Genomic DNA, 22,368 nt, shown 5'->3' with positions numbered 1-22,368 from the left:
AATCTCGCCCGCACCGGCACGCCGGGGCCACGGGGCTTTCGCCAAAGCGCGCGCCAGGGCAAAAACGCATCAGACCGGCCCAAGCAGGGCTGACAGATTGTCAAAGCCTGCGAATGCCGCACACCCTGCCCAGCGCAACAAGCGAAAGGCCGGCGCGCGCGCACCACTGCCCTGCTGCGACGCCACCGCACCTGCGCCAACGGCCCACGCAAATTGCATCCCGACATCCCCAACGGCACGCGGCTGGGGCGCGCCCCTATTCCACCGTCACCGATTTCGCCAGGTTGCGCGGCTGGTCCACATCGGTGCCGCGAAAAAGCGCCGTGTGATAAGCCAGCATCTGTGCGGGAATGGCGTACAAGATCGGCGCCAGCAGCGGCGGCACCTCGGGCATTGTGAGGCTGTGCGTGACCTCGCCCGCCGCCGCCAGCGTGCGCGCATCGGCGATCAGAAAAACCTGCCCCTGCCGTGCCATGACCTCTTGCATGTTCGACAATGTCTTGTCGAACAACGCATCATGCGGGGCCAGCACCACCACCGGCACATGCTGGTCGATCAGCGCGATGGGGCCGTGCTTCAACTCGCCTGCTGCATAGCCCTCGGCGTGGATATAGCTCAGTTCCTTGAGCTTCAGCGCCCCCTCCAGCGCCAGCGGATACATGGTTCCCCGGCCCAGAAACAAGATATCGCGCGCCTCGGCAAGATGGCGGGCGATGTCGCGCATCTGCCCCTCACGGTCCAGCGCCTGATTGATCAGCCCGGGCAGCGCGCGCAATGCCGACAGATGATCGGCCAGCGCGGCGGGTGTCAGGCGGCCCCGGTCCACGCCCGCTTGCAGCGCCAGAAGCATCAGCACCTGCAATTGCGCGGTGAACCCCTTGGTCGAGGCGACGCTGATCTCGGGCCCTGCAAGGATCGGCAGCGCCACATCGGTTTCCCGCGCGATCGAGGACGTGGGCACATTCACCACCCCCAGCGTGCGCGCCACCTTGCCCTGCACATGGCGCAGCGCCGCCAGCGTATCGGCGGTTTCGCCAGACTGGCTGACGAAAACCGCCATGCTATGCGGCGACAGGACCGGCGCGCGGTAGCGAAACTCGGACGCGATGTCGATATCGGCAGGCAGGCCCGCGATCTGCTCGAACCAGTATTTCGCCACCTGGCAGGCATAGAACCCCGTGCCGCAGGCCACCAGCGTCACCCGGTCCACGCCGTCGAAGCCCGCACCCTCTGGCAGCGCCAGCGCGGTGCCCGTGGCATCGGTGTATGCCGCAAGGGCGGCGCGCAGGATGGCGGGTTGCTGGGCCATTTCCTTGGCCATGAAATGACGGTGCCCGGATTTATCCGCCGCCGCCGCATCCAGCCGGATCGTGGCCACGCCGCGCTGCACGGCCGCGCCGCCCGCGTCAAATACCGTGACGCCCGCGCGGGTCAGAATGGCGTGGTCGCCTTCCTCCAGATAGGTGATCTGATCAGTCAGCGGCGCAAGCGCAAGGGCATCCGATCCCAGATACATCTCGCCCACCCCATGCCCGATGGCCAGCGGGCTGCCGCGCCGCGCTGCGATCATCAGGTCGTCTTCGCCCGCGAACAGGAAGGCCAGCGCGAAGGCCCCTTCCAGCCGGGCCAGCGTGGCACGCGCCGCCGCCACTGGCGTCATGCCCCGGTCCAGATGCAGCGCCGTCAGCAGCGCCACGGTTTCCGTATCGGTCTGGGTCTGATGCGCGATGCCCTCGGCGGCCAGTTCAGCGCGCAGGGCGCGGAAGTTCTCGATGATACCGTTATGCACCACCGCCACCCGCCCCGCGAGGTGGGGATGCGCATTGTCTTCTGTCGCGGCGCCATGCGTGGCCCAGCGGGTATGCCCGATGCCCGACTTGCCTGGCAGCGGGGTATGCACCAAAACATCCGACAGATTGACCAGCTTGCCCACAGCGCGCCGCCGGTCCAGGACGCCATTGTTCACCGTGGCAATGCCTGCACTGTCATAGCCGCGATATTCCAGACGCCGCAGCGCCTCCAGAATCCCGGGTGAGACTTCATGCCTGCCCAGCACGCCGACAATTCCACACATGGTCCGCTTCCTTCTGCCTGCCTGTGGCGCTTGTCCCGCGCCCTTGTTTGCCGCTGGCCCCGCGCCTCAGGCGGGACGCGCGCCCAAACGCTACCCCCGGCCCTTCTTGCCTGCCGCTTTGGCCGCGCGCAGCCGGTCCATCAGCCGCTCAGCCAGGCCGGGTTTCACCTCTTGGCGCGCGCGCGCCACGGCCAGCGCGCCGTCAGGCACATCCGCAGTGATGACCGAGCCTGACGCGGTCAGCGCCCGCGCCCCCACCCGCACCGGGGCCACCAGCATGGTGTTCGATCCGATGAAGGCATGCGCGCCGATTTCCGTGCGGTGCTTGAACACACCATCATAATTGCACGTGATGGTGCCCGCGCCGATATTCGTACCCTCGCCCACATTCGCATCGCCGATATAGCTCAGGTGGTTCACCTTCGCGCCGGCATCCAGCACGGCATTCTTCACTTCGACGAAATTGCCGATGCGCACATCCTCAGCCAGCTCGGCGCCCGGGCGCAGGCGGGCGTAGGGGCCCACCACCGCGCCGCGGCTGACATGGCATCCTTCCAGATGCGAGAAGGCGCGGATCACCGCGCCGCTTTCCACCGTGACGCCGGGGCCGAAAACCACGTTCTGTTCCACCACCGCGTCGCGTCCGATATGGGTGTCCAGAGCGAAAAATACCGTGTCGGGCGCCAGCAATGTCACCCCGTTTTCCAGCGCCGCGGCCCGGGCGCGGGCCTGATATACGCCTTCAGCCACCGCCAATTCGGCGCGGGTGTTCACGCCCAGCGTTTCGGCCTGGTCGCAGACCACAACGCCCGCGCTCAGCGACCGGGCGCGGGCCGCGCCAACCACATCGGTCAGGTAATATTCGCCCGCGGCATTGTCATTCGACAATGCCGCCACAAGGTCCATCAAAACCGCGCGGTCGGCACAGATCACGCCGGAATTGCACAGATCCACTGCGCGCTCTGCCTCGGAGGCGTCCTTGTATTCGACGATGCGCGACAGGGCATCGCCCTCCAGGATCAGCCGTCCGTAGCGCCCCGGATCGGTGGCGTGAAAACCCAGCACCACAACATCATGCGCTGCCCGCGCCGCGACCAGCCGGTCCAGCGTGTCCGCGCTGACAAAGGGCGTGTCGCCATAAAGGACCACCACATCGCCCGCCACGTCCGACAGCGCCCCGGCCGCCTGCGCCACAGCATGGCCGGTGCCCAGTTGTTCGGCCTGAACGACGACCTGCGCGGCCGTATCTTCGGCCTCGACCGCGGCGCGCACCGCATCTGCGCCGTGGCCCGCGACAACCACCACGCGGTCGGGGTCCAGCGCCGCGCCCGCGCGCATCGCATGCACCACCATCGGCACGCCCGCCAGCGGGTGCAGCACCTTGGGCACGTCGGAATTCATGCGGCTGCCCTGCCCGGCAGCCAGGATCACCAGCGATACAGCCATCATCAGCCCTTTTAGCTTTTCCCCGCTTGTACCCGCTTGGCGCGGGGGTGCAATGCCCCGGCGCGGTCCCCGGCGCCTGCCCGCCTTCACTTCGGGTGACGGCCTGAAACACGCAAGGGCCGCATCGGCAAGATCCCGCGCGCCCCGCGCGGCCAAAGCCCCCCGTTCCCATCCGCCATACACCGGGCCATGCGCGGATAAATTCGCGCATGGCCCCGCCGGAACCACTTTTCATTTACAAAACGCCGGATTAACCTTCATTTTGAGACAACACCAAGAATACACCATCAGGGAGACTGACATGAAAAAGCTGCTTCTCGCATCCGCCGCTGGCATGGCGCTGACGGGCGCGCTGACAGGCGGGGCCATCGCGCAAGAGGTCAAGTTCGGCGTGATCCTGGGATTCACCGGGCCCATCGAATCGCTGACCCCGCACATGGCCGACAGCGCTGAACTGGCGTTCAAGGAAATCAGCGACAGCGGGCTGTTCCTCGATGGCCAGACCATCACGCCGGTGCGCGCCGACAGTACATGCGTCGACAGCTCTGCAGCCACGGCCGCTGCCGAACGTCTCATTACCTCGGACGGGATCGTGGGGATCATGGGCCCGGATTGCTCGGGCGTGACCATGGCCGTTTTGCAAAACGTCGCCATGGCGAATGGCGTACCGCTGATCTCGCCCTCGGCAACTTCGCCGGGCTTTACCACCACCGAATCGAACGGCCTGTTCTTTCGCACAGCGCCTTCCGATGCGCGCCAGGGTGCGGTCATGGCTGACGTGCTGATGGAACGCGGCATTACCAGCGTTGCCGTCACCTATACCAACAATGACTATGGCAAGGGCCTGTCGGATGCCTTCGCCGAAAGCTATGCGGCGGCGGGCGGATCGATCACCATCAACGCACCGCATGAAGACGGCAAGGGCGACTATTCCGCCGAAGTCGGCGCGCTGGCTTCCGCGGGCGGTGACCTTCTTGTGGTGTTCGGTTATTCCGACCAGGGCGGTGCCGGCATCATGATCAACGCTATTGAATCGGGCGCATTCGATACCTTCGCCATGGGCGACGGGATGTACAGCGATGCGCTGCTGGAGACCATCGGGTCCGATCTGAACGGCACCATTGGCACCGTGCCATGGTCGGAAGGCGAAGGCACCGAAGCCTTCGCCGCCTTCGCAACCGAAAATGGTGTGAATGCTGAAAGCAGCTATACCCGCGAAAGCTACGACGCCGCCGCATTGCTGGCACTGGCCGCACAGGCCGCCGGTGAGGCGACATCTGCAGGCATCGCCGCCAACATCCTGAACGTCGCAAACGCACCGGGCGAACCCATCATGCCCGGCGAATTGGCCAAGGGCCTGGAGATCCTCGCCGCTGGTGGCGAGATCGATTATGTCGGCGCGACCAACGTCGAACTGATCGGACCGGGCGAAGCCGCTGGCACCTACCGCGAATACATCGTGGAAGATGGCGCGTTCACGACCGTCAGCTTCCGCTGATCTGCACGCCTGACCGCAACACCACCCCGGGGCCCGGACGCGCAACACGCGCGCCGGGCCCTGGACCATGGCCTGCGCGCGTTGGGGGCCGGAGCGTGCGAAATATGGGTGACAAAGCCATACCAAACCCATACCAGATCCATACGCTTTCCAGACGCGCTGTTTTACGAGGACGCCGATGATCCGGGTCGAAAATCTGCATAAGCATTTTGGCGGTTTTCACGCCGTCGATGGTGCGACGCTGGACATCGCGCCGGGGTCGATCACCGGGCTGATCGGGCCAAATGGCGCGGGCAAAACCACGCTTTTCAACGTGATCGCAGGCGTCTTGAAACCTACATCTGGTCGGGTGCTGATGGAGGGGGAAGATATCTCGGGCCTGCCGCCGCACGCATTGTTTCACCGGGGCCTGTTGCGCACCTTCCAGATCGCGCATGAATTCCACTCCATGACCGTGCGCGAAAACCTGATGATGGTGCCGCCGCGCCAGGCGGGTGAAGACCTGTGGAACGCCTGGTTCCACCGTGGACGTGTCGCCGAGGAAGACCGCCAGATTCACGCCCGCGCCGACGAAGTACTTGAATTTCTTACCATAGATCACATTGCGGATGAAAAGGCGGGCCAGATCTCTGGCGGGCAGAAGAAGCTTCTGGAACTGGGCCGCACCATGATGACCGATGCGCGCATCGTGTTTCTGGATGAGGTCGGGGCCGGCGTGAACCGCACCCTTCTCAACACCATCGCTGATGCCATCCTGCGCCTCAACCGCGAACGGGGCTATACCTTCGTGGTTATCGAACATGACATGGATTTCATCGGCCGCATCTGTGGCCCCGTGATCTGCATGGCCGAAGGCAAGGTGCTGGCGCAGGGCACGCTGGAAGACATCAAGGCGAATGAACAGGTGATCGAAGCCTATCTGGGCACTGGCCTGAAAAACCAGACGAATAAAGAGGTTGGGCATGTCTGAACCCGTCTTGATCGGCGAAGGCATGACCGGCGGCTATGGCACCGGCGCCGACATTCTGCACGACTGTACCATCGCGGTGGATGCTGGCGAAATCGCGGTAATCGTCGGCCCCAACGGCGCAGGCAAATCCACCGCGATGAAGGCGGTCTTTGGCATGCTGACACTGCGCGCGGGCAGCGTTCGGCTGAACGGACAGGATATCAGCGGCCTTTCTCCACAGGCGCGGGTCGGGCGTGGCATGGGCTTCGTGCCGCAGACGAACAACATCTTCCCCTCGATGAGCGTCGCGGAAAATCTTGAAATGGGGGCATTTATCCGCCGTGACGATATCCGCCAGACGATGGAGCAGATTTATACCCTGTTTCCCATCTTGCGCGACAAACGCCATCAGGCGGCGGGAGAATTGTCCGGCGGGCAGCGCCAGCAGGTCGCGGTTGGCCGCGCGTTGATGACGAAACCCAGCGTCTTGATGCTGGACGAACCCACCGCAGGCGTCAGCCCGATCGTGATGGACGAACTGTTCGACCGCATCATCGAGGTGGCACGCACCGGCATTCCCATCTTGATGGTCGAACAGAACGCGCGGCAGGCACTGGCAATCGCCGACAAGGGCTATGTGCTGGTGCAGGGCGCCAACCGTTTCACCGACACCGGGGCGGCGCTGCTGGCCAACCCCGAAGTGCGCAACAGTTTTCTGGGGGGCTGAACCGATGCGGTTTGCACTATTTCTGGTACTGGCAGGCGGCTTTGCGTCCCAGGCGACGGCAGAGCGGGCCGGGGCGATCAACGGACGCATGCTGCTGTGCACGCTGGCACCGGCCTGCGCGGATTGTGCCCCCGGCCCCATCGCCATCGACATCGCCGTGCCTGGCATCTTGCCCGGCCGGGCCAGCCTGCTGCCCGAAACCGGCCCTGCCGAAGGTCTGGCCTACGCAAGGGAGTCCACGCTGGTGGTGGGCGCGCGGGATGCGCGCGCGGCCTATCTGCTGACCCGCGACCAAGACGGCGCAACCGTATTGTCTGTGCAGTCCAGCGCCCCGACCGCTGTGGCGACCTATGCAGGCACCTGCCGGGTGGCCGAGTGATGGATATTCTCAACGCGCTGATTACGCTGGCGAATTTCGTGCTGTTTCCGGCGATAACCTATGGCAGCCAGCTTGCGCTGGGTGCACTGGGCGTCACGCTGATCTATGGCATCTTGCGGTTCTCCAACTTCGCCCATGGCGACACGATGGCGTTTGGCACCATGGTCACCATTCTGATCACCTGGGCCTTGCAGGGCGCCGGCGTCAGCTTTGGCGTGCTGCCCACCGCCTTGTTGGCCCTGCCAGTGGGGATCGCCGCGACTGTGGTTTACCTTCTGGTCACCGACCGCGTGGTCTACCGGTTTTACCGGCGCCAGAAGGTGAAGCCCGTGGTGCTGGTGATGGTGTCGCTGGGCGTGATGTTCATCACCAACGGTGTCGTGCGGCTGATTATCGGGCCGGGCGATCAGCGGTTCGACGACGGCGCGCGCTTCATCTTCTCGGTAAGTCAGTTTCGCGCGTATACCGGGATGGAAGAGGGGCTGGCGCTGCGAACCACCCAGGGCCTGACGGTCATCACCGCGCTGATCGTCATGGCGGCGCTTTTCTGGTTTCTGAACCGCACGCGGACCGGCAAATCCATGCGCGCCTATTCGGATAACGAAGATCTGGCGCTGCTGTCGGGCATCAACCCCGACCGGGTGGTGCAGGTCACATGGATCCTGGCCGCGACGCTGGCGGCGGTGGCGGGCGTGCTGTACGGGCTGGACAAGGGCTTCCGCCCCTTCACCTATTTCCAGTTGCTGCTGCCGATCTTCGCCGCCGCCATCGTGGGCGGCCTTGGCAGCCCGATGGGGGCGATCGCGGGCGGCTATGTCATCGCTTTCGCCGAAATGGGCATCACCTACGCGTGGAAACGGGTGCTGACCCATCTGCTGCCCGACAGCCTGGCGCCTGAAGGATTGGTGCAGCTTATGTCGGTGGATTACAAATTCGCCGTGTCTTTCGCGCTATTGGTGGTGGTGTTGATCTTCCGGCCTACGGGCCTTTTCCGGGGGCGGTCGGTATGAGTGTAAACCCGCGCAATATCCTCCTTTTCGGTCTGATGGGCATGGCGCTTTTGCTGGTGGCTGTGCTCCAGTCCCCCACGCTGGCGCTTACCATTCTGAACATGAGCCTGATTTCCGCCATCATGGCGCTGGGCGTCAACATGCAATGGGGTTACGCGGGCCTCTTCAACGTCGGCATCATGGGATTTACCGCCGTGGGCGGGCTGGCCGTGGTGCTGGTGGCCCAACCCCCGGTGCCCGAGGCGTGGCGCGCGGGCGGCTTTGGTACCTTGTTTGGCCTGCTGATCGGCGTCGGCACTGTCATGGCCGCGGTGGCGTTGTGGCGGCGCATGGCCCCGGGGCGCGGGCGCGCGCTGGCGCTGGTTGCCGTCCTGGTCGCGGGCTTCGCACTGAACCGGTATTTCTTCGTGCCCGCCGTCGATGCGATTGAAGCCGTGGATCCGGCCACAACCGGCTATCTGGGCGGCCTTGGCCTGCCGGTGGTGCTGGCATGGCCCGTGGGCGCAGTCTTTGCCGCCGCCGCCGCATGGCTGGTCGGCAAGGTGTCGCTGGGCCTGCGATCAGACTATCTGGCCATCGCGACGCTGGGCATATCCGAGATCATCATCGCGGTGATGAAGAACGAAAGCTGGCTGGCGCGCGGGGTGAAGAACGTATCGGGCCTGCCGCGCCCGGTGCCACAGCCGGTGGACATGCAGGCGGCCCCTTGGGTGCAGTCGCTGGCAGATGGGCTGGGCTGGTCGCTGGCGCAGACGGCGTCGATCGTTGTCATGCTGGGCTATGCGGGGCTGTTCACTCTGGTCCTGGGCGGGCTGATCTGGCTGGCAGAAAAGGCCCTGAACTCGCCCTGGGGCCGGATGATGCGCGCGATCCGCGACAATGAGACCGCCGCCCGCGCCATGGGCAAGGATGTGACAAGACGGCATCTGACGATCTTCGTGCTGGGGTCTGCCGTGTGCGGGCTGGGCGGGGCGATGATGGTCACCCTTGACGGCCAGTTGAACCCCGGCACCTATGAACCTTTGCGCTTCACCTTCCTTGTCTGGGTCATGGTGATCGTCGGCGGGTCGGGCAACAACTGGGGCGCGGTGCTGGGCGGTTTTGTGGTGTGGTTCCTGTGGGTGCAGGTCGAACCGGCGGGCCGCTTCGTGATGGAGCTGGTGACGGCGGGCATGGCCGAGGGTGATCTTAAAACCCATCTGCTGAACTCGGCCGCGCACATGCGGCTGTTGACCATGGGGGTGGCGATGCTGTTGGTGCTGCGTTTCAGTCCACGCGGGCTGATCCCGGAGCGGTGAGAATGCGCATGCCTGTGCAGCGATGCAGCAGAGCCCCGTGGCCATCGGCGCGCCGCAATGCACGCTGAGGACGCGCTCCCCGTCATAGCGCTGCCCGCCGCAGGGGCATCATCGCGGATGGGCGGCAACGACAAGCTGTTGATGGATGTAGAAGGACAGCCGCTGCTGCGCCATGCTGCGCGTGCGGCACTGGCTGTCGGCTACCCGGTCGCCGTGACCCTGCGCCCCGATGATGCGGCGCGCCGCGCCGCATTGTCAGGCCTGCCAGTGCATGTGCTGCCCGTCGCGGATGCGGATGCGGGCATGTCCGGATCGATCCGCGCTGCGGCCTCCTGGGCACAAGGGCTGGGTGCATCGGCCCTGATGGTGCATCTGCCCGACATGCCCGACATTACCGGCGACGACATCAAAGCCCTGATAGAAGATCACGCCAGCACGCCCGCCATGGTGCTGCGTGCCGCCAGCGCCGAGGGCGCGGCCGGGAACCCGGTGATCTTGCCGAGCAGCTTGTTCGCGGCCTTACAGGGAGTCCAAGGCGACACCGGCGCGCGTGCGGCGCTGCGCGGGCACCCCGTCCGCCTGCACCCCCTGACCGGCGCGCGCGCCCTGACTGATCTGGACACGCCCGAGGCATGGGCGGATTGGCGCGCGGCGCGAAAGGCGGGCCGGACCGGGACATCCTGAGCGGTGGCGGCCCATCTCGCGCGGCCCGCGCCCGGATCCACCGCACCCGCGCCGCGACAGCAAGGACCCAGGCCCAGGCCGTATTCGGATTGCCCGCCCCCGATCAGTCGTCAAACTTCCGCAGCCGCCGGATCAGGCTGGAGGTGTCCCAGCGTCCGCCGCCCATAGCCTGAACGTCCTTGTAGAATTGATCGACCAGCGCGGTGACAGGCAGGGGCGCGCCGACCTCATCGGCGGTGTCGAGGCAAATGCCCAGATCCTTCCGCATCCAATCCACCGCGAAACCGAAATCGAACTGGTCGTCCAGCATGGTGCCATGCCGGTTGGCCATCTGCCACGAACCGGCGGCACCGGCGCTGATGACCTCGACAACGGCGCGACCGTCAAGGCCCGCCTTCTCACCGAAGTTCAGCGCCTCGGCTAGTCCCTGCACCAGCCCGGCGATGCAAATCTGGTTCATCATCTTGGCCAACTGGCCCGACCCGGTGGGCCCGATCAGGCGGCAGACCTTTGCATATGCCGCGATCACGGGTTCGGCGCGGGCATAGGCATCGCCGTCACCGCCGCACATCACCGACAGCACGCCACCCTCTGCCCCCGCCTGCCCGCCCGAGACCGGCGCATCAACAAAATGCAGATGGCTGCCACGCGCGGCATCTCCCAGTTCGCGGGTTACCTGCGCCGACACGGTGGTATGATCGACAAAGACCGCGCCGGGTGACATGCCCGCAAAAGCCCCGGCGTCGCCGGTGCAGACCGCGCGCAGGTCATCGTCATTGCCGACGCAGGCCATGACGAAATCCGCGCCCTCGGCTGCGGCGCGCGGGGTGTCAGCCATTTTGCCGCCATAGGCTCCGACCCATGCCGATGCCTTCGCCGCCGTGCGGTTGTAAACGGTGACGCTGTGCCCGGCCTTTGCCAGGTGCCCCGCCATCGGTGCCCCCATCACGCCCAGCCCCAGAAATGCAACTTTCGCCATGATCGCCTCCATGTGATCTGTTGATGGAATTGCGCTTTGCGGCGCTTCGTCATACCTACCGTGTGACGAGGGCAGGTCAAGACCGCAACCATTGCGGCCCGCGACGCCAGATGCCACGACGACATTTCGGGGGCCAGCACGGCCTATCACGGGCCACCGCATGCGGCGGCACAACAACGGATGATTCATGGGTACGCTTTTCAGATGGCTGCTGCGCGGGGTTCTGGGGCTGATGGCACTGGGCGCGTTATGCGTGGTCGGGGTGTATTATTTCGTCGCCCGATCGGTCCCTGAGTATGACGCGCGCCTCAGCGTGCAAGGTGTCACCGCGCCGGTCGAGATCGTGCGCAACATCCATAACGTGCCGCATATCTTTGGGCAAAGCGACGATGACGTGTTCTTTGGTCTGGGCTATGCCCATGCGCAGGACCGGCTTTGGCAAATGACGATGATGCGCCGCACCGTTCAGGGCCGCCTGTCCGAGGTGTTCGGCCCGCGCACCTTGCGCACGGATGAACTGATGCGGCGGCTGGACCTGAACGGGCTGGCCGTCACCTCGGTCGCGGCGCAAGATGCCCAGACCAGCAGCGCGCTGGAGGCGTATTCGCGCGGCGTCAACGCCTGGATCAACCAGGTCAACTTGCGCGCACGCGGTCGGGGCGCGCCCGAGTTCTTTCTGTTCCCCGGCGAGGTCTCCCTCTGGAGCCCGGCTGATTCCATCGCGCTGGTCAAACTGCTGGCGCTGCAATTGTCGGCACAGGCGCAAGATGAAGTGCTGCGCGCCCGTACCTCGCTTCAGGTGAGCGAGGACCGGCTGCGCGACATCCTTCCCGACGCGCCGGGTGACCGCGACGCAGCGCTGCCCGAATACGGCGCCCTTTTCCCCAACCTACCGCGCGACGGTGCCATCCCGGTGCAATTGGCCGCCGATCCATTGTCGCCCCTGCGCGCGCCGGCCTTTGCGGGGGCATCAAACAGCTTTGCCGCCGCCCCGGACCGGGCGGCAGCAGGTGGCACGCTGCTGGCCAATGACCCGCACATGACGCTCACCGCCCCCTCGCCGTGGTATCTGGCGCGGGTGGAACTGACGGGCGGCGGGGTGATCGGCGGCTCAATCCCCGGGATTCCGCTGATCTTGTCGGGGCGGAGCGCCGCGCTGGGCTGGGGCCTGACGTCAAGCTACATGGACGATCAGGATGTGTTCATCGAACAGCTCAACCCCGAAAATCCGCAAGAATACCGCACACCCGACGGCTGGGCCCCGTTCGAGACCCGGCGCAGCATCATCCGTGTGAAGGAAAGCGACCCGGTCACCGTCACCCTGCGCTGGACCACCAACGGTCCGGTCCTGCCCGGGACGCATTTCGACCTGGCCACGGTGACCCCGCCAGGGCATGTGGCATCGCTAAGCTGGACCGCGCTGAACGGCGCGGACACGACGCTGAGCGCGGGCATGGCGATCATGCGGTCGGACAACGTGGATGAGGCGATCGTGGCCGCCGAGGGTTATGTCGCCCCGTCGCAAAACCTGATGCTGGCGGATGCGGAAACCATCGCGTTGCAAATCATCGGCCACATGCCGCGCCGCGATGTTGCGCACCTGACCGAAGGTCGCATGCCATCCGCCGGGTGGCTGGCGGAAAACCAGTGGCAGGGGGTGTTTCCTTATGCCTCGAACCCGCGCTTCACTGCGCCCCCCAGCGGCCTGCTGGGCAATACCAACAATAAAATTCTGGAGCGCCCGTTTCCGCTGCACGTCAGCTACCGCTGGGGCGATACGCAGCGCATTCAACGCTGGATGCGGCTGATGCAAACGCGCGAGGTACACACCCGGGACAGCTTCATCGAGGCGCAACTGGATACCGTCAGCCAGGCGGCGCGCACCCTGCTGCCGCTGGTCGCCGCCGATCTGTGGTTCTCGGGCGAGGCCGCGCCCACCGGCACGCGGGCGCATCTGCGCCAGTCCGCACTGCAATTGCTGGCGGACTGGAACGGCGAGATGAACGAACACCTGCCAGAGCCATTGATCTATGCCGCCTGGATGCGTGAGCTTCAGCTAAGGCTGATCCGCGATGAGCTGGGGCCGTTGGCCGATGCGTATACCCACATCGATCCGGTCTTTATCGAACGCGTGTTCCGCGACACTGACGGTGCGGGCGCCTGGTGCAACGTGGTACAATCCTCGGTCACCGAGGGCTGCACCGAAATCGCGCAGACCGCGCTCGATGCGGCCCTGCTGACCCTGACCGAGAAATACGGCAGCGCGGTAGCAAGCTGGCGCTGGGGCGATGCGCACCAGGCCACGCATGACCACACGGCGTTGGGCGATGTGCGCGCGCTGCGGTATTTCGTCAATATCCGCCAATCCACCAGCGGTGGCGATCATACGCTGATGCGCGGCGTCACCTCGGGGCGCGACCCCGAGCCGTTCCAGAACGTGCATGGCGCGGGGTATCGCGGGGTCTATGACTTTGCCGATCCCGACAGTTCGGTCTTCATCACGTCGACCGGGCAATCGGGGCATCCGCTGTCGCGGCATTATGACGATCTGGGAAACCTGTGGCGGCGCGGCGAATACATCCCCATGTCGCTGGACCCTGACCTGGCGCGGGCAGGCGCCGTGGGGATCACGACGCTGCTACCGCCCGGGTAGGGCCGCCCCGCCAATTCCACGCAGCCAATCCCCGTCCCTGCCCGACGCCATTGACGCCCACGCGCGCGCTGGCTAGGCATCATGCTGAAGACCCGTTCCCAAAGGTATGCCGATCATGCGCCACCCCGCTGCCCCCAATTCGCCCGATGCGCCCATCCGACGGGTTATGCTGTTTGGCATGTCGGGGCTGGGCAAGACCCATCTGGCCAGCATGCTGCGCGGCACCGGGGAATGGTTCCACTACTCGGTCGATTACCGCATCGGTACACGCTACATGGGCGAACATATCGCCGATAACTTCAAGCGTGAGGCAATGCGCGTGCCGCTGTTGCGTGACCTTCTGATGACCGACAGTGTCTATATTGCGTCGAACATCACGTTTGATAACCTCGCCCCACTGTCCACCTACCTCGGCAAGCCCGGCGATCCCACGCGCGGGGGCCTGCCGTTTGCCGAGTACATACGCCGCCAACGCCAGCACCACGGGGCCGAAACCGCCGCGCTGCAAGATGCCGTGCCCTTCATCGACAGGGCGCTCGACATCTATGGCTATCAGAATTTCATTTGCGATACCGGCGGCTCGATCTGCGAGGTGATCGACCCTGATGACCATGACGACCCGCTGATGACCACGCTCGCCGCCCATATGCTGCCGGTCTGGATCGAAGGCTCTGACGCGCACACGGCCGAGCTGATCCGCCGCTTCGACCGCGCGCCAAAGCCGATGTATTATCACCCCGATTTCCTGCTGCCCGCCTGGGACGCTTACCTGGCCGAGTATGCCGTGACCGAGGACAGCGTGGACCCTGACCATTTCGTGCGCTGGACCTACGCACGCGCGCTGGCCCACCGGCAGCCGCGCTACCGCGCGATGGCCGAGAACTGGGGCATCCGCGTGCGCGCCGAAGACGTAATGCACGTGCAAAGCCCCCAGGATTTCAACGCGCTGTTAATTGCCGCCCTGTAGTACAAACCACCCGACCACCAAAGCGCCGAAGCGCCGCCCGGCGTCCCGTTCTGACTGAAATTACATCAGGTTACCGCCATGCCCATCACCCTGCCCGCCACCCTGCCCGCCTATGATGTCCTGAACACCGAGGGCGTTATGGTCATGGCTGATGACAAGGCCGCGCGGCAAGACATCCGGCCCCTGCGCATCGCGCTGCTGAACCTGATGCCAAAGAAAATACAGACCGAGACACAATTTGCCCGGCTGATCGGCGCGACGCCTTTGCAGATCAACCTGTCGCTGATCCGCATGACCGAACATGAGACGCGCAACACCGCCGCCGAACACATGACGGAATTCTACCACCCTTTTGCCGAGATGCAGGACGAATATTTCGACGGTCTCATCATCACCGGCGCGCCGATCGAACATCTGCCCTTCACCGATGTGACCTATTGGGATGAATTGCGTCAGGTCTTCGACTGGACCCAGACCCATGTGCATTCCACCTTCGGCGTTTGCTGGGGCGGCATGGCGATGGCCTATCACTTCCACGGGGTGCGCAAGCACCTTCTGGACGCAAAGGCGTTTGGCTGTTTCAGGCATCAAAACCTTGCCCCGGCCTCGCCCTATCTGCGGGGTTTCTCGGATGATCTGCTGATCCCGGTCAGCCGCTGGACCGAAATGCGGCAGGCCGAGATCGAGGCCGCCCCCGGGCTGACAACCCTTCTGGGCAGCGACCAGACAGGGCCGTGCCTGATCGAGGACCCATCGCATCGCGCGCTTTATGTCTTCAACCATTTCGAATACGACAGCACGACGCTGAAAGAGGAATACGACCGCGATGTCGCCTCCGGCAAGCCGGTCAAGGTGCCGTGCAACTACTACCCTGATGACGATCCCGCGAGGGTGCCGCTCAACCGCTGGCGCAGTCACGCGCATCTGTTATATGGCAACTGGATAAATGAGATTTACCAGAGCACGCCTTATGACCTTACCCAGATCGGCAAATGATCGCCGCAAAAGCGCGATGACGGGCGGTTTGTCGGTCCGCCAGGGTGCCGCCGGGGCGCATAGCGCGCCGGGCTTCACATGAAGCGGCGCACCGCAGGCTATGGCCTTGCTGCCGCAGCGTTGTTTCTGGCAGGCTGCGCCGCCGCTGTGGATAACCGTGCAACCCGGCGCGAGACCGCATGGGAAGCGATGCATCCTCCCAGCGGGCAGTTCATCGAAACGGCGGGACGGCGCGTGCATGCGACGGTCAGCGGCAGCGGCCCCGATCTGGTGCTGATCCACGGTGCCAGCGGCAACCTGCGCGATTTCACCTTCGATCTGGTCGGCCGGCTGGAGCGGGATTTCCGCGTCATCGCGTTCGACCGCCCGGGTATGGGCTATTCCGACGATCTGGGCCCGGCGACGGTCAGCCCTGTCGCGCAGGCTGATGCGCTGCGCGATGCCGCGCGCCAACTGGGCGTGCGCCAGCCCATCATTCTGGGCCATTCCTATGGCGGCGCGGTCGCGCTGGCCTGGGCGCTGCGCGCACCATCCGAGGTGTCGGCGCTTGTGCTTCTGGCTGCGGCTTCTTACCCGTGGGACGGGGGGTTGGGCGCGCTCTATTCCTTCACCGACACCGCCATAGGCCGCCATACCGTAGCCCCCATGATCGCGGCCTTCGCCACCCAGGCGCAGGCAGAATCGGTCGCACGTGGGATATTTGCGCCGCAATCCGCCCCGCCCGGCTATGTCGAACATGTGGGAGTCGGGCTTGCCATGCGGCGCGGGCAGTTCAACACCAATTCGGAACAGGTTAACGGTCTGAAACCCTATCTGGAACGCATGGCGCCGGAATATCCCGACCTTACCTTGCCGATCGAGATGGTACATGGCGACGCTGACACCACGGTGGGCTTGTCGATTCATTCACAGCGACTGGCGGCAGATGTGGACAGCGCCAACCTGACGGTGCTGGACGGCATCGGCCATATGCCGCACCACGCCGATCCGGAAGCGGTTGTCGCCGCGATCCGTCGCGCGGCTGCGCGCGCACGTTAAAGTCGCCAGCGGCTGCGCGCGCACGTTAAAGTCGCCAGCGGCTGCGCGCGCAGAGTAAACTAGGCCGCGTTTGCGCGCGCGTCGCGTCCAACCCCGTGCACAGGCGGACCGAAAGGCCAATTGCGCCCTATCGCTGAAACTCAGGACACACCGCCAGAAACTCGACGCCTGCGCATGTGTCCTAACTGCCTTTTGGCCGCAATCTACCGCCCGGAGACAAACAGGCAATCATGCCGTGTGATATGCACAGTACGTTGCCAGATGCCTGCATGTTGGTCCTTTGACGCCGCCCCTTGAACCGCGCCGCAATCCGGGGTTTGGTGTGTGCTCCACCGTGAAAGGACCGCCATGACCATCCTGCCGCTGCCCGAAATCCCGTTCGACGGGGCGATCAGCCAGTTTTATGAAAACGAAGCCCCCAAAGCGGTGCGCAAGGCGGTCGAAAATGCGTCGAAACGCGACATCCTGTCTGACAGCTACCCCTATGACCGCTGGATGGAAAAGAACGCGTATCAAGACGAACTGAAAGCGCTGCAAGTCGAACTGGTGAAGCTGCAACACTGGCTGGCGGCATCGGGCAACCGAATGGTTCTGGTGTTCGAGGGGCGCGATACCGCAGGCAAGGGGGGCGCGATCCGGCGGCTGACCGAACCGCTCAACCCGCGCATCGCCCGGGTAGAAGCGCTGCCGAAGCCCACCGACCGGCAGCAAACGCAATGGTATTTCCAACGCTATATCGAACGCCTGCCTGCCGCGGGCGAAATGGTGATCTTCGACCGATCCTGGTACAACCGTGGCGTGGTCGAGCATGTTTTCGGCTTCTGCACGCCTGCGCAGCGCGAATTGTTCTTCCGCCAGGTGCGTCAGTTCGAGACAATGCTGGCGCAAGATGGCATCCGGCTTGTGAAGTTCTGGCTTAACATCGGGCAGGCGGAACAGCTGCGCCGGATGCTGGCGCGGGAACGCGACGTGCTGAAGCAGTGGAAGCTGTCGTCCATTGACGTTGGCGGCCTGTCAAAATGGGATGCCTATTCCAACGCGATCCACGAGACGCTGACCCGCAGCCACCATGACGACGCGCCCTGGACCGTGATCCGCGCCGAGGATAAATACCGCACCCGCCTTGCAGTGATCCGGCATGTACTGGGCGACATTCCCTATCCGGGCCGCCCTGACAAACTGCCACGCGGGGTCGACACTGCGATCTGTGGCGGGCCCGCGCTTTGGCAAAACGACTGAGCATAGCGCGGGGAGCCATACCGACGGACACGGGCGCCAAGCCTGATGCGTGGTCGCCCGTGTTCAGGTGTATTTAGCGCAGCGCGGATTGCGGCACCCCGGCGTGAATCATGGACAACCCTGATAGGGCAAGCCCAGCCTCAGCGGCCGTCGCCGCCGCCACTGCCCGCCCCGTCATCCGACCCCAGATCGGGCAGCTTCGCGTCCGACAGGTCGGCACGGCTGCCCATCACCGGATCGATGCGGCGCGGTGGTGGGGCGGGCCTACCCGGTTCTTGCGGTTCATGGGGCGGGATGGAGGGCGGCGCGGGCCGTTCGGGTGTCGGCGCAGGATGCGGTGTGGCGCGCAGCGCCTCGGGGTTGCGCAACCAGATGTCGCGTTGCGCGAAGGGAATCTCGATCCCCTCTTCTTGAAAGCGGCGGGCGATTTCGTGGTTCATGTCGGACATGACCGCCAGTTTGAATGCCACATCGCTTAGGATCAGCCGTATTTCGAAATTCAGACTATCCGCGCCAAAGCCCATGAAAAGGATGGCGGGCGCGGGGTCGACCACGGCCAGCGGCTGCGCCTCGGCGATCTCATTCAAGATCGCCTCTATCCGCCTGGTGTCAGACCCATAGGCCACGCCCACCGGCACGATCAGCCGCCCTGTGTTGTTATAGCGCGTCCAATTGGTCACCGTGCCCGAAATCAGATCGGCATTCGGCACGATCACATCGGTGCGGTCAAAGGTCTCGACGACGGTAGAGCGGACTGAGATAGAGCGCACCACCCCCATCGTACCGCCGACTTCAATCCAGTCCCCTTCCGACACCGGGCGTTCGATCAGCAAGATGATCCCCGAGACAAAGTTCGATACGATGTTTTGCAGACCGAACCCGATCCCGACCGACAGCGCGCCCGCCACCAGCGCCAGCGCCGACAAGTCGATGCCCGCGGTGGCAAAGGCAGTGATCCCTGCCAGAAACACCCCCAAATAGCCCACGCCGGACACGATGGCCTTCTGCCCGCCCTTCTCGATCCTTGTTTTCGGCAGAACCGAGGTGCCCAATCCCCCCTGAATGAGCCGCGTGACCGTATAGCCCAACACGAAGACGATGAAGAAGGTCAGCAGATTGGAGGGGGATATGCGCGTGCCGCCGATGCTGAAGCCTTCTGCGATGCTTTGCCAGACCTCGCGCAGTTGGGTTACGCGCACGCCCCAGACCAGCGCGAAAGCCGGCACCGAGACCACCACCAGCGCCAGTCCGACAAGCGCGGGCACCAAAGCCTCATTCGCATCGGCCCCGGTGCCGGTAATCATGCCGTAGATATCCGACACCAGCCGCTGCGCCAGCACCAGAACACCGATAAGACCCAGCGACATCACCGCCGGGTAAACGACCGCCTCGGCCGCCGGGACATAGCCGACGGCAGCCAGAACGCCTGCCAGCACGCCCAGCACCATCGCGAGGCGCCCAACGATCCCCATCATCCGGTCAAAGAATGACAGACCGGGGTCTGGCTGCGGCCGGGCCTCGGCATGCAGGCGCAGCAGTTGGCCGATGCGCAACGCCAGCAGCCCGGCAACCACGATCAGCGGAAATGAAATCATCGCATTGGCGCCGGGCGGCTGAAGGTCGGGCGCGGTCAGCGGCACGCGCAGCACATCGAGCGCCAGCACAACACCGATCAGCAGGCTGTGCAGCCGCCCCTCGCGACGCCGTTCGAGCGAAAGGTTCAGCGGCGCATAGGCCGCGCCCGCCGCCGGGAAGATCTGCCCCCCGAGCCAGCGCGCGGCCAGCACGACGAAACCCGCCTCAGGCAAGGCGTCTAGAATCTCTTCGCCAGTCAGCGCGGTCATCGAGGTCGCCTTCACCGCCTCGGCCAGCGCCAGCACGCCGGCCAGCGGCAGGACGATCTGGCCGAGCGACACGATCAACGCCCACACATTGCGCCCGCGCAACGTGGTCGAGGCGTTGAGCAAGCGTTCCGTCAACTGCTCCATCCAGCGCCGCCCCCGCGTCAGCAGGACCCCCGCGAACAGCAGATACGCCAGTATGACCGGTAAATTGGCCTGAAACTCTGTGCGCAGCCGGGGTTCGGCCCAGTTGTTCTGCACTTCGCCCAGGATGGCCACGAAAGAACTGAACAAAGTGTTCAACCCGGATTGCCAGTTGGCCGGGTTCAGTGGCGAGGGTACCAGCGTCATCAGCGCGTCGGCCTGCCGGTCGCGCAGCACCTGGTCGATCTGGCTCACAAGGCCATCTGCACGGCGAAACGCTTCTTCCGCCGCCAGCCCGGGAACCTGCAGGCGCGACAACTGCTCGTTCAACTCGGTCCGCCTCGTGGCGATCTCGGCCACTTCGGTCCCACCCTCGGCGGGCGGCGGACCCAGCACCTCGATCTGGCTGCGCAGCGTGTCGATCCGCGCACGGTTGGCATCTTGCGCCGCGAGGAACCGGGCCCGCGCGTCCACGACCTGTCCGCGCAGGGTATCGAGCTCGCCATCCGCGACACGCGGGTCTTCGATTGCGTCCTCAACCTGCGTTGCCAGCCGTTCCCACCGGGCATAATCAGGTGCGGTCTCGGCGACGGTCTGCGCATGGGCTGCGGGCGCGTAAGCCCCGGGCGCCACGCCCAACACCACGGCAAGCAAGATCAGCGCGGCAGCGCAGAACCTGCTCAACATATCAGGCCATCACATCGGGCAAGGCGCGTGGGCTGCCCGTCATCCAATCTGGCACCGGCAGCGACTGGCTGCGCAGGAATTCCGGGTTGAACAGCTTGGACTGGTAGCGGGTGCCGTAATCGCACAGGATCGTCACGATCGTATGGCCCGGCCCCATGTCACGCGCCATGCGGATTGCCCCCGCCACGTTGATGCCAGAGGACCCCCCCAGGCACAGCCCTTCATTGGCCAGCAGATCAAAGACGATCGGCAGCGCCTCGGCATCGGGGATTCGCGCGCAGAAATCGGGGGTGAGGCCTTCCAGATTCGCGGTGATGCGCCCTTGGCCGATGCCTTCGGAGATGCTGTTGCCCGATGAGGCCAGCACCCCTTCGGTATAGTAACTGTAAAGCGCCGCGCCGTCCGGGTCGGCCAGCCCGATCTTGACGCCGCGCGGTTGCAGCGCAGCGGCCACCCCCGCCAGCGTCCCGCCCGAACCTACAGCGCAGATGAAACCGTTCACCCGGCCGTCCGTCTGGTCCCAGATCTCGGGGCCGGTGGTTTCGATGTGCGCCTGCCGGTTCGCCGTGTTGTCGAACTGGTTGGCCCAGATCGCGCCATTGGGTTCGGTCGCGGCCAGCGCTTGGGCCAGACGGCCAGAATAGCGCACATAATTGTTGGGGTTCTTGTAGGGGGCTGCCGGCACTTCGACCAGTTGCGCACCCGCAAGCCGCAGCATGTCCTTCTTTTCCTGACTCTGGGTCTCGGGGATAACGATCACTGTCTTATAGCCCAGCGACGACCCCACCAGCGCCAGCCCGATGCCGGTATTGCCCGCCGTACCTTCGACAATCGTGCCGCCGGGTTTAAGCTGCCCCGAGGCAACAGCGTCGCGGATGATGTAAAGCGCGGCGCGGTCCTTTACCGATTGGCCAGGATTCAGAAACTCGGCCTTGCCCAAAATCTCGCAGCCCGTGGCGTCAGATGCGGCGTTCAGCCGGATCAACGGGGTGTTGCCGATCGCCTCGACCAGATTCGCGCGTATGACCATGGTGCTTTCCCTTCAACGTTACGCGCACAGGTAATTACCGCCCCGGCGGATGACAAGCAACTGCACGCATAGCATCAGGGGTCAGGCGCGATGTCAGGCCAGCGCGCCCGCCTGTTTCATCGACCGCGCATAAAACCAGAACAACGCGGGCACGACAACCTGTGCCACCAGCACCAGCCAAGGGTCGAAGCCCGGCAACGGGCGCGGCCCAGCCGGTGAAAGCACCGACCACACAGCCACCACCAGCATCGCGAGAAAGGCAAAGGCCAGAATCAGTACCGCGCCCCGGTCACGCGCCAGCATCATGATCGCACCCAGAAGCCCGCCCCAGATGCCGACCGCCAGCACCGCCCCCGTCCATACCGGCAGCGCATCAAACCAAAGGCCCCAGCCTTCGGGCAGCCCGGCAAGGGTGCCCATGTGATCGTAGCGGACCAGTACATATTCGACGGCCCAGAGGCCAAACCACAAAATTGCCAGCAATGCGGTCAGCGGCAGGTGTGCCGGACGGGTACGGGGGGTCATGTCAGGATCTCCGGTTGTGTTGGGGCCAGACTGCCCCGGCTGGCGTCGGCTGTCCACCCCAAAGCAGGCCCGCAGGAGGGCAGAGTGACCAGCATGATCGAAGCAGACAAGCGATGAACGGGACGCGCAGAGCCTTTGCGCCCAACCGCGCACGCCGTCCCGCGCAGGGCACCTTTCGACACCTTTTCAACAAGAAGCCCCGCC

The 22,368-nt window shown here is 64.9% G+C and carries 18 protein-coding genes; 12 read left to right on the top strand and 6 right to left on the bottom strand.

The window, feature by feature from the left end:
- Window positions 1-256: 256 nt before the first annotated feature.
- Window positions 257-2,074, bottom strand: coding sequence for a glutamine--fructose-6-phosphate transaminase (isomerizing) (gene glmS, locus H9529_RS02815; protein ID WP_092891324.1), 1,818 nt, complete (start codon window positions 2,072-2,074; stop codon window positions 257-259).
- 90 nt (window positions 2,075-2,164) lie between these two features.
- A complete protein-coding gene (glmU, locus tag H9529_RS02810) occupies window positions 2,165-3,520 on the bottom strand; it encodes a bifunctional UDP-N-acetylglucosamine diphosphorylase/glucosamine-1-phosphate N-acetyltransferase GlmU (RefSeq protein ID WP_092891326.1) in 1,356 nt (451 codons plus the stop codon).
- A 301-nt stretch (window positions 3,521-3,821) separates the two neighbouring features.
- Between glmU and H9529_RS02805 the strand changes: the two genes are divergently transcribed.
- From H9529_RS02805 to H9529_RS02775, 7 genes are all read left to right on the top strand, one after another.
- Complete coding sequence (locus H9529_RS02805; RefSeq protein WP_092891328.1) at window positions 3,822-5,018, top strand: ABC transporter substrate-binding protein; 1,197 nt, start codon at window positions 3,822-3,824, stop codon at window positions 5,016-5,018.
- A gap of 178 nt (window positions 5,019-5,196) precedes the next feature.
- On the top strand, window positions 5,197-5,988 hold the full coding sequence (locus H9529_RS02800; protein ID WP_092891330.1) for an ABC transporter ATP-binding protein: 792 nt from the start codon (window positions 5,197-5,199) through the stop codon (window positions 5,986-5,988).
- On the top strand, window positions 5,981-6,694 hold the full coding sequence (locus H9529_RS02795; protein WP_092891332.1) for an ABC transporter ATP-binding protein: 714 nt from the start codon (window positions 5,981-5,983) through the stop codon (window positions 6,692-6,694). The genes H9529_RS02800 and H9529_RS02795 overlap by 8 nt, the downstream gene beginning before the upstream one ends.
- A gap of 4 nt (window positions 6,695-6,698) precedes the next feature.
- Window positions 6,699-7,073: a hypothetical protein gene (locus H9529_RS02790; protein WP_092891334.1), complete on the top strand. Its 375-nt coding sequence runs from the start codon at window positions 6,699-6,701 to the stop codon at window positions 7,071-7,073.
- Window positions 7,073-8,083 (top strand): branched-chain amino acid ABC transporter permease, encoded by a 1,011-nt coding sequence (locus H9529_RS02785; protein WP_092891336.1) that lies wholly within the window; start codon window positions 7,073-7,075, stop codon window positions 8,081-8,083. Before H9529_RS02790 ends, H9529_RS02785 begins: the two co-directional genes overlap by 1 nt.
- On the top strand, window positions 8,080-9,381 hold the full coding sequence (locus tag H9529_RS02780) for a branched-chain amino acid ABC transporter permease (protein ID WP_092891338.1): 1,302 nt from the start codon (window positions 8,080-8,082) through the stop codon (window positions 9,379-9,381). The genes H9529_RS02785 and H9529_RS02780 overlap by 4 nt, the downstream gene beginning before the upstream one ends.
- Window positions 9,382-9,438: 57 nt before the next feature.
- Window positions 9,439-10,065 (top strand): nucleotidyltransferase family protein, encoded by a 627-nt coding sequence (locus H9529_RS02775; RefSeq protein ID WP_092891340.1) that lies wholly within the window; start codon window positions 9,439-9,441, stop codon window positions 10,063-10,065.
- Window positions 10,066-10,168: 103 nt separating this feature from the next.
- Here the strand turns inward: H9529_RS02775 and H9529_RS02770 are convergent, their stop codons facing one another.
- Window positions 10,169-11,044: an NAD(P)-dependent oxidoreductase gene (locus tag H9529_RS02770; protein ID WP_092891450.1), complete on the bottom strand. Its 876-nt coding sequence runs from the start codon at window positions 11,042-11,044 to the stop codon at window positions 10,169-10,171.
- Between the two features lie 187 nt (window positions 11,045-11,231).
- On the opposite strand from H9529_RS02770, the gene H9529_RS02765 reads away from it, so the two are divergent.
- From H9529_RS02765 to ppk2, 5 genes are all read left to right on the top strand, one after another.
- Complete coding sequence (locus H9529_RS02765) at window positions 11,232-13,697, top strand: penicillin acylase family protein (protein ID WP_092891342.1); 2,466 nt, start codon at window positions 11,232-11,234, stop codon at window positions 13,695-13,697.
- 115 nt (window positions 13,698-13,812) lie between these two features.
- Window positions 13,813-14,664: an ATPase gene (locus tag H9529_RS02760; RefSeq protein WP_092891452.1), complete on the top strand. Its 852-nt coding sequence runs from the start codon at window positions 13,813-13,815 to the stop codon at window positions 14,662-14,664.
- A 78-nt stretch (window positions 14,665-14,742) separates the two neighbouring features.
- A complete protein-coding gene (gene metA, locus H9529_RS02755; protein ID WP_092891344.1) occupies window positions 14,743-15,660 on the top strand; it encodes a homoserine O-acetyltransferase MetA in 918 nt (305 codons plus the stop codon).
- A gap of 78 nt (window positions 15,661-15,738) precedes the next feature.
- On the top strand, window positions 15,739-16,698 hold the full coding sequence (locus H9529_RS02750; protein ID WP_092891346.1) for an alpha/beta fold hydrolase: 960 nt from the start codon (window positions 15,739-15,741) through the stop codon (window positions 16,696-16,698).
- A gap of 348 nt (window positions 16,699-17,046) precedes the next feature.
- Window positions 17,047-17,937: a polyphosphate kinase 2 gene (ppk2, locus tag H9529_RS02745; protein WP_092891348.1), complete on the top strand. Its 891-nt coding sequence runs from the start codon at window positions 17,047-17,049 to the stop codon at window positions 17,935-17,937.
- A 140-nt stretch (window positions 17,938-18,077) separates the two neighbouring features.
- On the opposite strand, the gene H9529_RS02740 is transcribed toward ppk2, so the two are convergent.
- The 3 genes from H9529_RS02740 to H9529_RS02730 all read right to left on the bottom strand — a co-directional run bounded on the left by H9529_RS02740 (window position 18,078) and on the right by H9529_RS02730 (window position 22,164).
- Entirely contained in the window at window positions 18,078-20,609 is a 2,532-nt protein-coding gene (locus H9529_RS02740) for a DUF3772 domain-containing protein (RefSeq protein ID WP_092891350.1), read from the bottom strand.
- A 1-nt stretch (window position 20,610) separates the two neighbouring features.
- A complete protein-coding gene (locus H9529_RS02735) occupies window positions 20,611-21,639 on the bottom strand; it encodes a cysteine synthase A (RefSeq protein ID WP_092891352.1) in 1,029 nt (342 codons plus the stop codon).
- 93 nt (window positions 21,640-21,732) lie between these two features.
- On the bottom strand, window positions 21,733-22,164 hold the full coding sequence (locus H9529_RS02730; RefSeq protein WP_092891354.1) for a hypothetical protein: 432 nt from the start codon (window positions 22,162-22,164) through the stop codon (window positions 21,733-21,735).
- Window positions 22,165-22,368: the final 204 nt, after the last annotated feature.

This window comes from Roseicitreum antarcticum (assembly GCF_014681765.1).
GTDB lineage: Bacteria > Pseudomonadota > Alphaproteobacteria > Rhodobacterales > Rhodobacteraceae > Roseicitreum > Roseicitreum antarcticum.
The sequence above is the reverse complement of the archived record's forward strand: the minus strand, read 5'-3'. Positions and strand labels throughout refer to the sequence as shown.

Coding starts and splice junctions, on each gene's coding strand:
- H9529_RS02785 (WP_092891336.1), top strand. CDS start 7,073: ATGGATATTCTCAACGCGCTGATTACGCTGGCGAATTTCGTGCTGTTT.
- H9529_RS02765 (WP_092891342.1), top strand. CDS start 11,232: ATGGGTACGCTTTTCAGATGGCTGCTGCGCGGGGTTCTGGGGCTGATG.
- H9529_RS02775 (WP_092891340.1), top strand. CDS start 9,439: ATGCACGCTGAGGACGCGCTCCCCGTCATAGCGCTGCCCGCCGCAGGG.
- ppk2 (WP_092891348.1), top strand. CDS start 17,047: ATGACCATCCTGCCGCTGCCCGAAATCCCGTTCGACGGGGCGATCAGC.
- H9529_RS02780 (WP_092891338.1), top strand. CDS start 8,080: ATGAGTGTAAACCCGCGCAATATCCTCCTTTTCGGTCTGATGGGCATG.
- glmU (WP_092891326.1), bottom strand. CDS start 3,520: ATGGCTGTATCGCTGGTGATCCTGGCTGCCGGGCAGGGCAGCCGCATG.
- glmS (WP_092891324.1), bottom strand. CDS start 2,074: ATGTGTGGAATTGTCGGCGTGCTGGGCAGGCATGAAGTCTCACCCGGG.
- H9529_RS02800 (WP_092891330.1), top strand. CDS start 5,197: ATGATCCGGGTCGAAAATCTGCATAAGCATTTTGGCGGTTTTCACGCC.
- H9529_RS02730 (WP_092891354.1), bottom strand. CDS start 22,164: ATGACCCCCCGTACCCGTCCGGCACACCTGCCGCTGACCGCATTGCTG.
- H9529_RS02790 (WP_092891334.1), top strand. CDS start 6,699: ATGCGGTTTGCACTATTTCTGGTACTGGCAGGCGGCTTTGCGTCCCAG.
- H9529_RS02750 (WP_092891346.1), top strand. CDS start 15,739: ATGAAGCGGCGCACCGCAGGCTATGGCCTTGCTGCCGCAGCGTTGTTT.
- metA (WP_092891344.1), top strand. CDS start 14,743: ATGCCCATCACCCTGCCCGCCACCCTGCCCGCCTATGATGTCCTGAAC.
- H9529_RS02805 (WP_092891328.1), top strand. CDS start 3,822: ATGAAAAAGCTGCTTCTCGCATCCGCCGCTGGCATGGCGCTGACGGGC.
- H9529_RS02770 (WP_092891450.1), bottom strand. CDS start 11,044: ATGGCGAAAGTTGCATTTCTGGGGCTGGGCGTGATGGGGGCACCGATG.
- H9529_RS02795 (WP_092891332.1), top strand. CDS start 5,981: ATGTCTGAACCCGTCTTGATCGGCGAAGGCATGACCGGCGGCTATGGC.
- H9529_RS02740 (WP_092891350.1), bottom strand. CDS start 20,609: ATGTTGAGCAGGTTCTGCGCTGCCGCGCTGATCTTGCTTGCCGTGGTG.
- H9529_RS02735 (WP_092891352.1), bottom strand. CDS start 21,639: ATGGTCATACGCGCGAATCTGGTCGAGGCGATCGGCAACACCCCGTTG.
- H9529_RS02760 (WP_092891452.1), top strand. CDS start 13,813: ATGCGCCACCCCGCTGCCCCCAATTCGCCCGATGCGCCCATCCGACGG.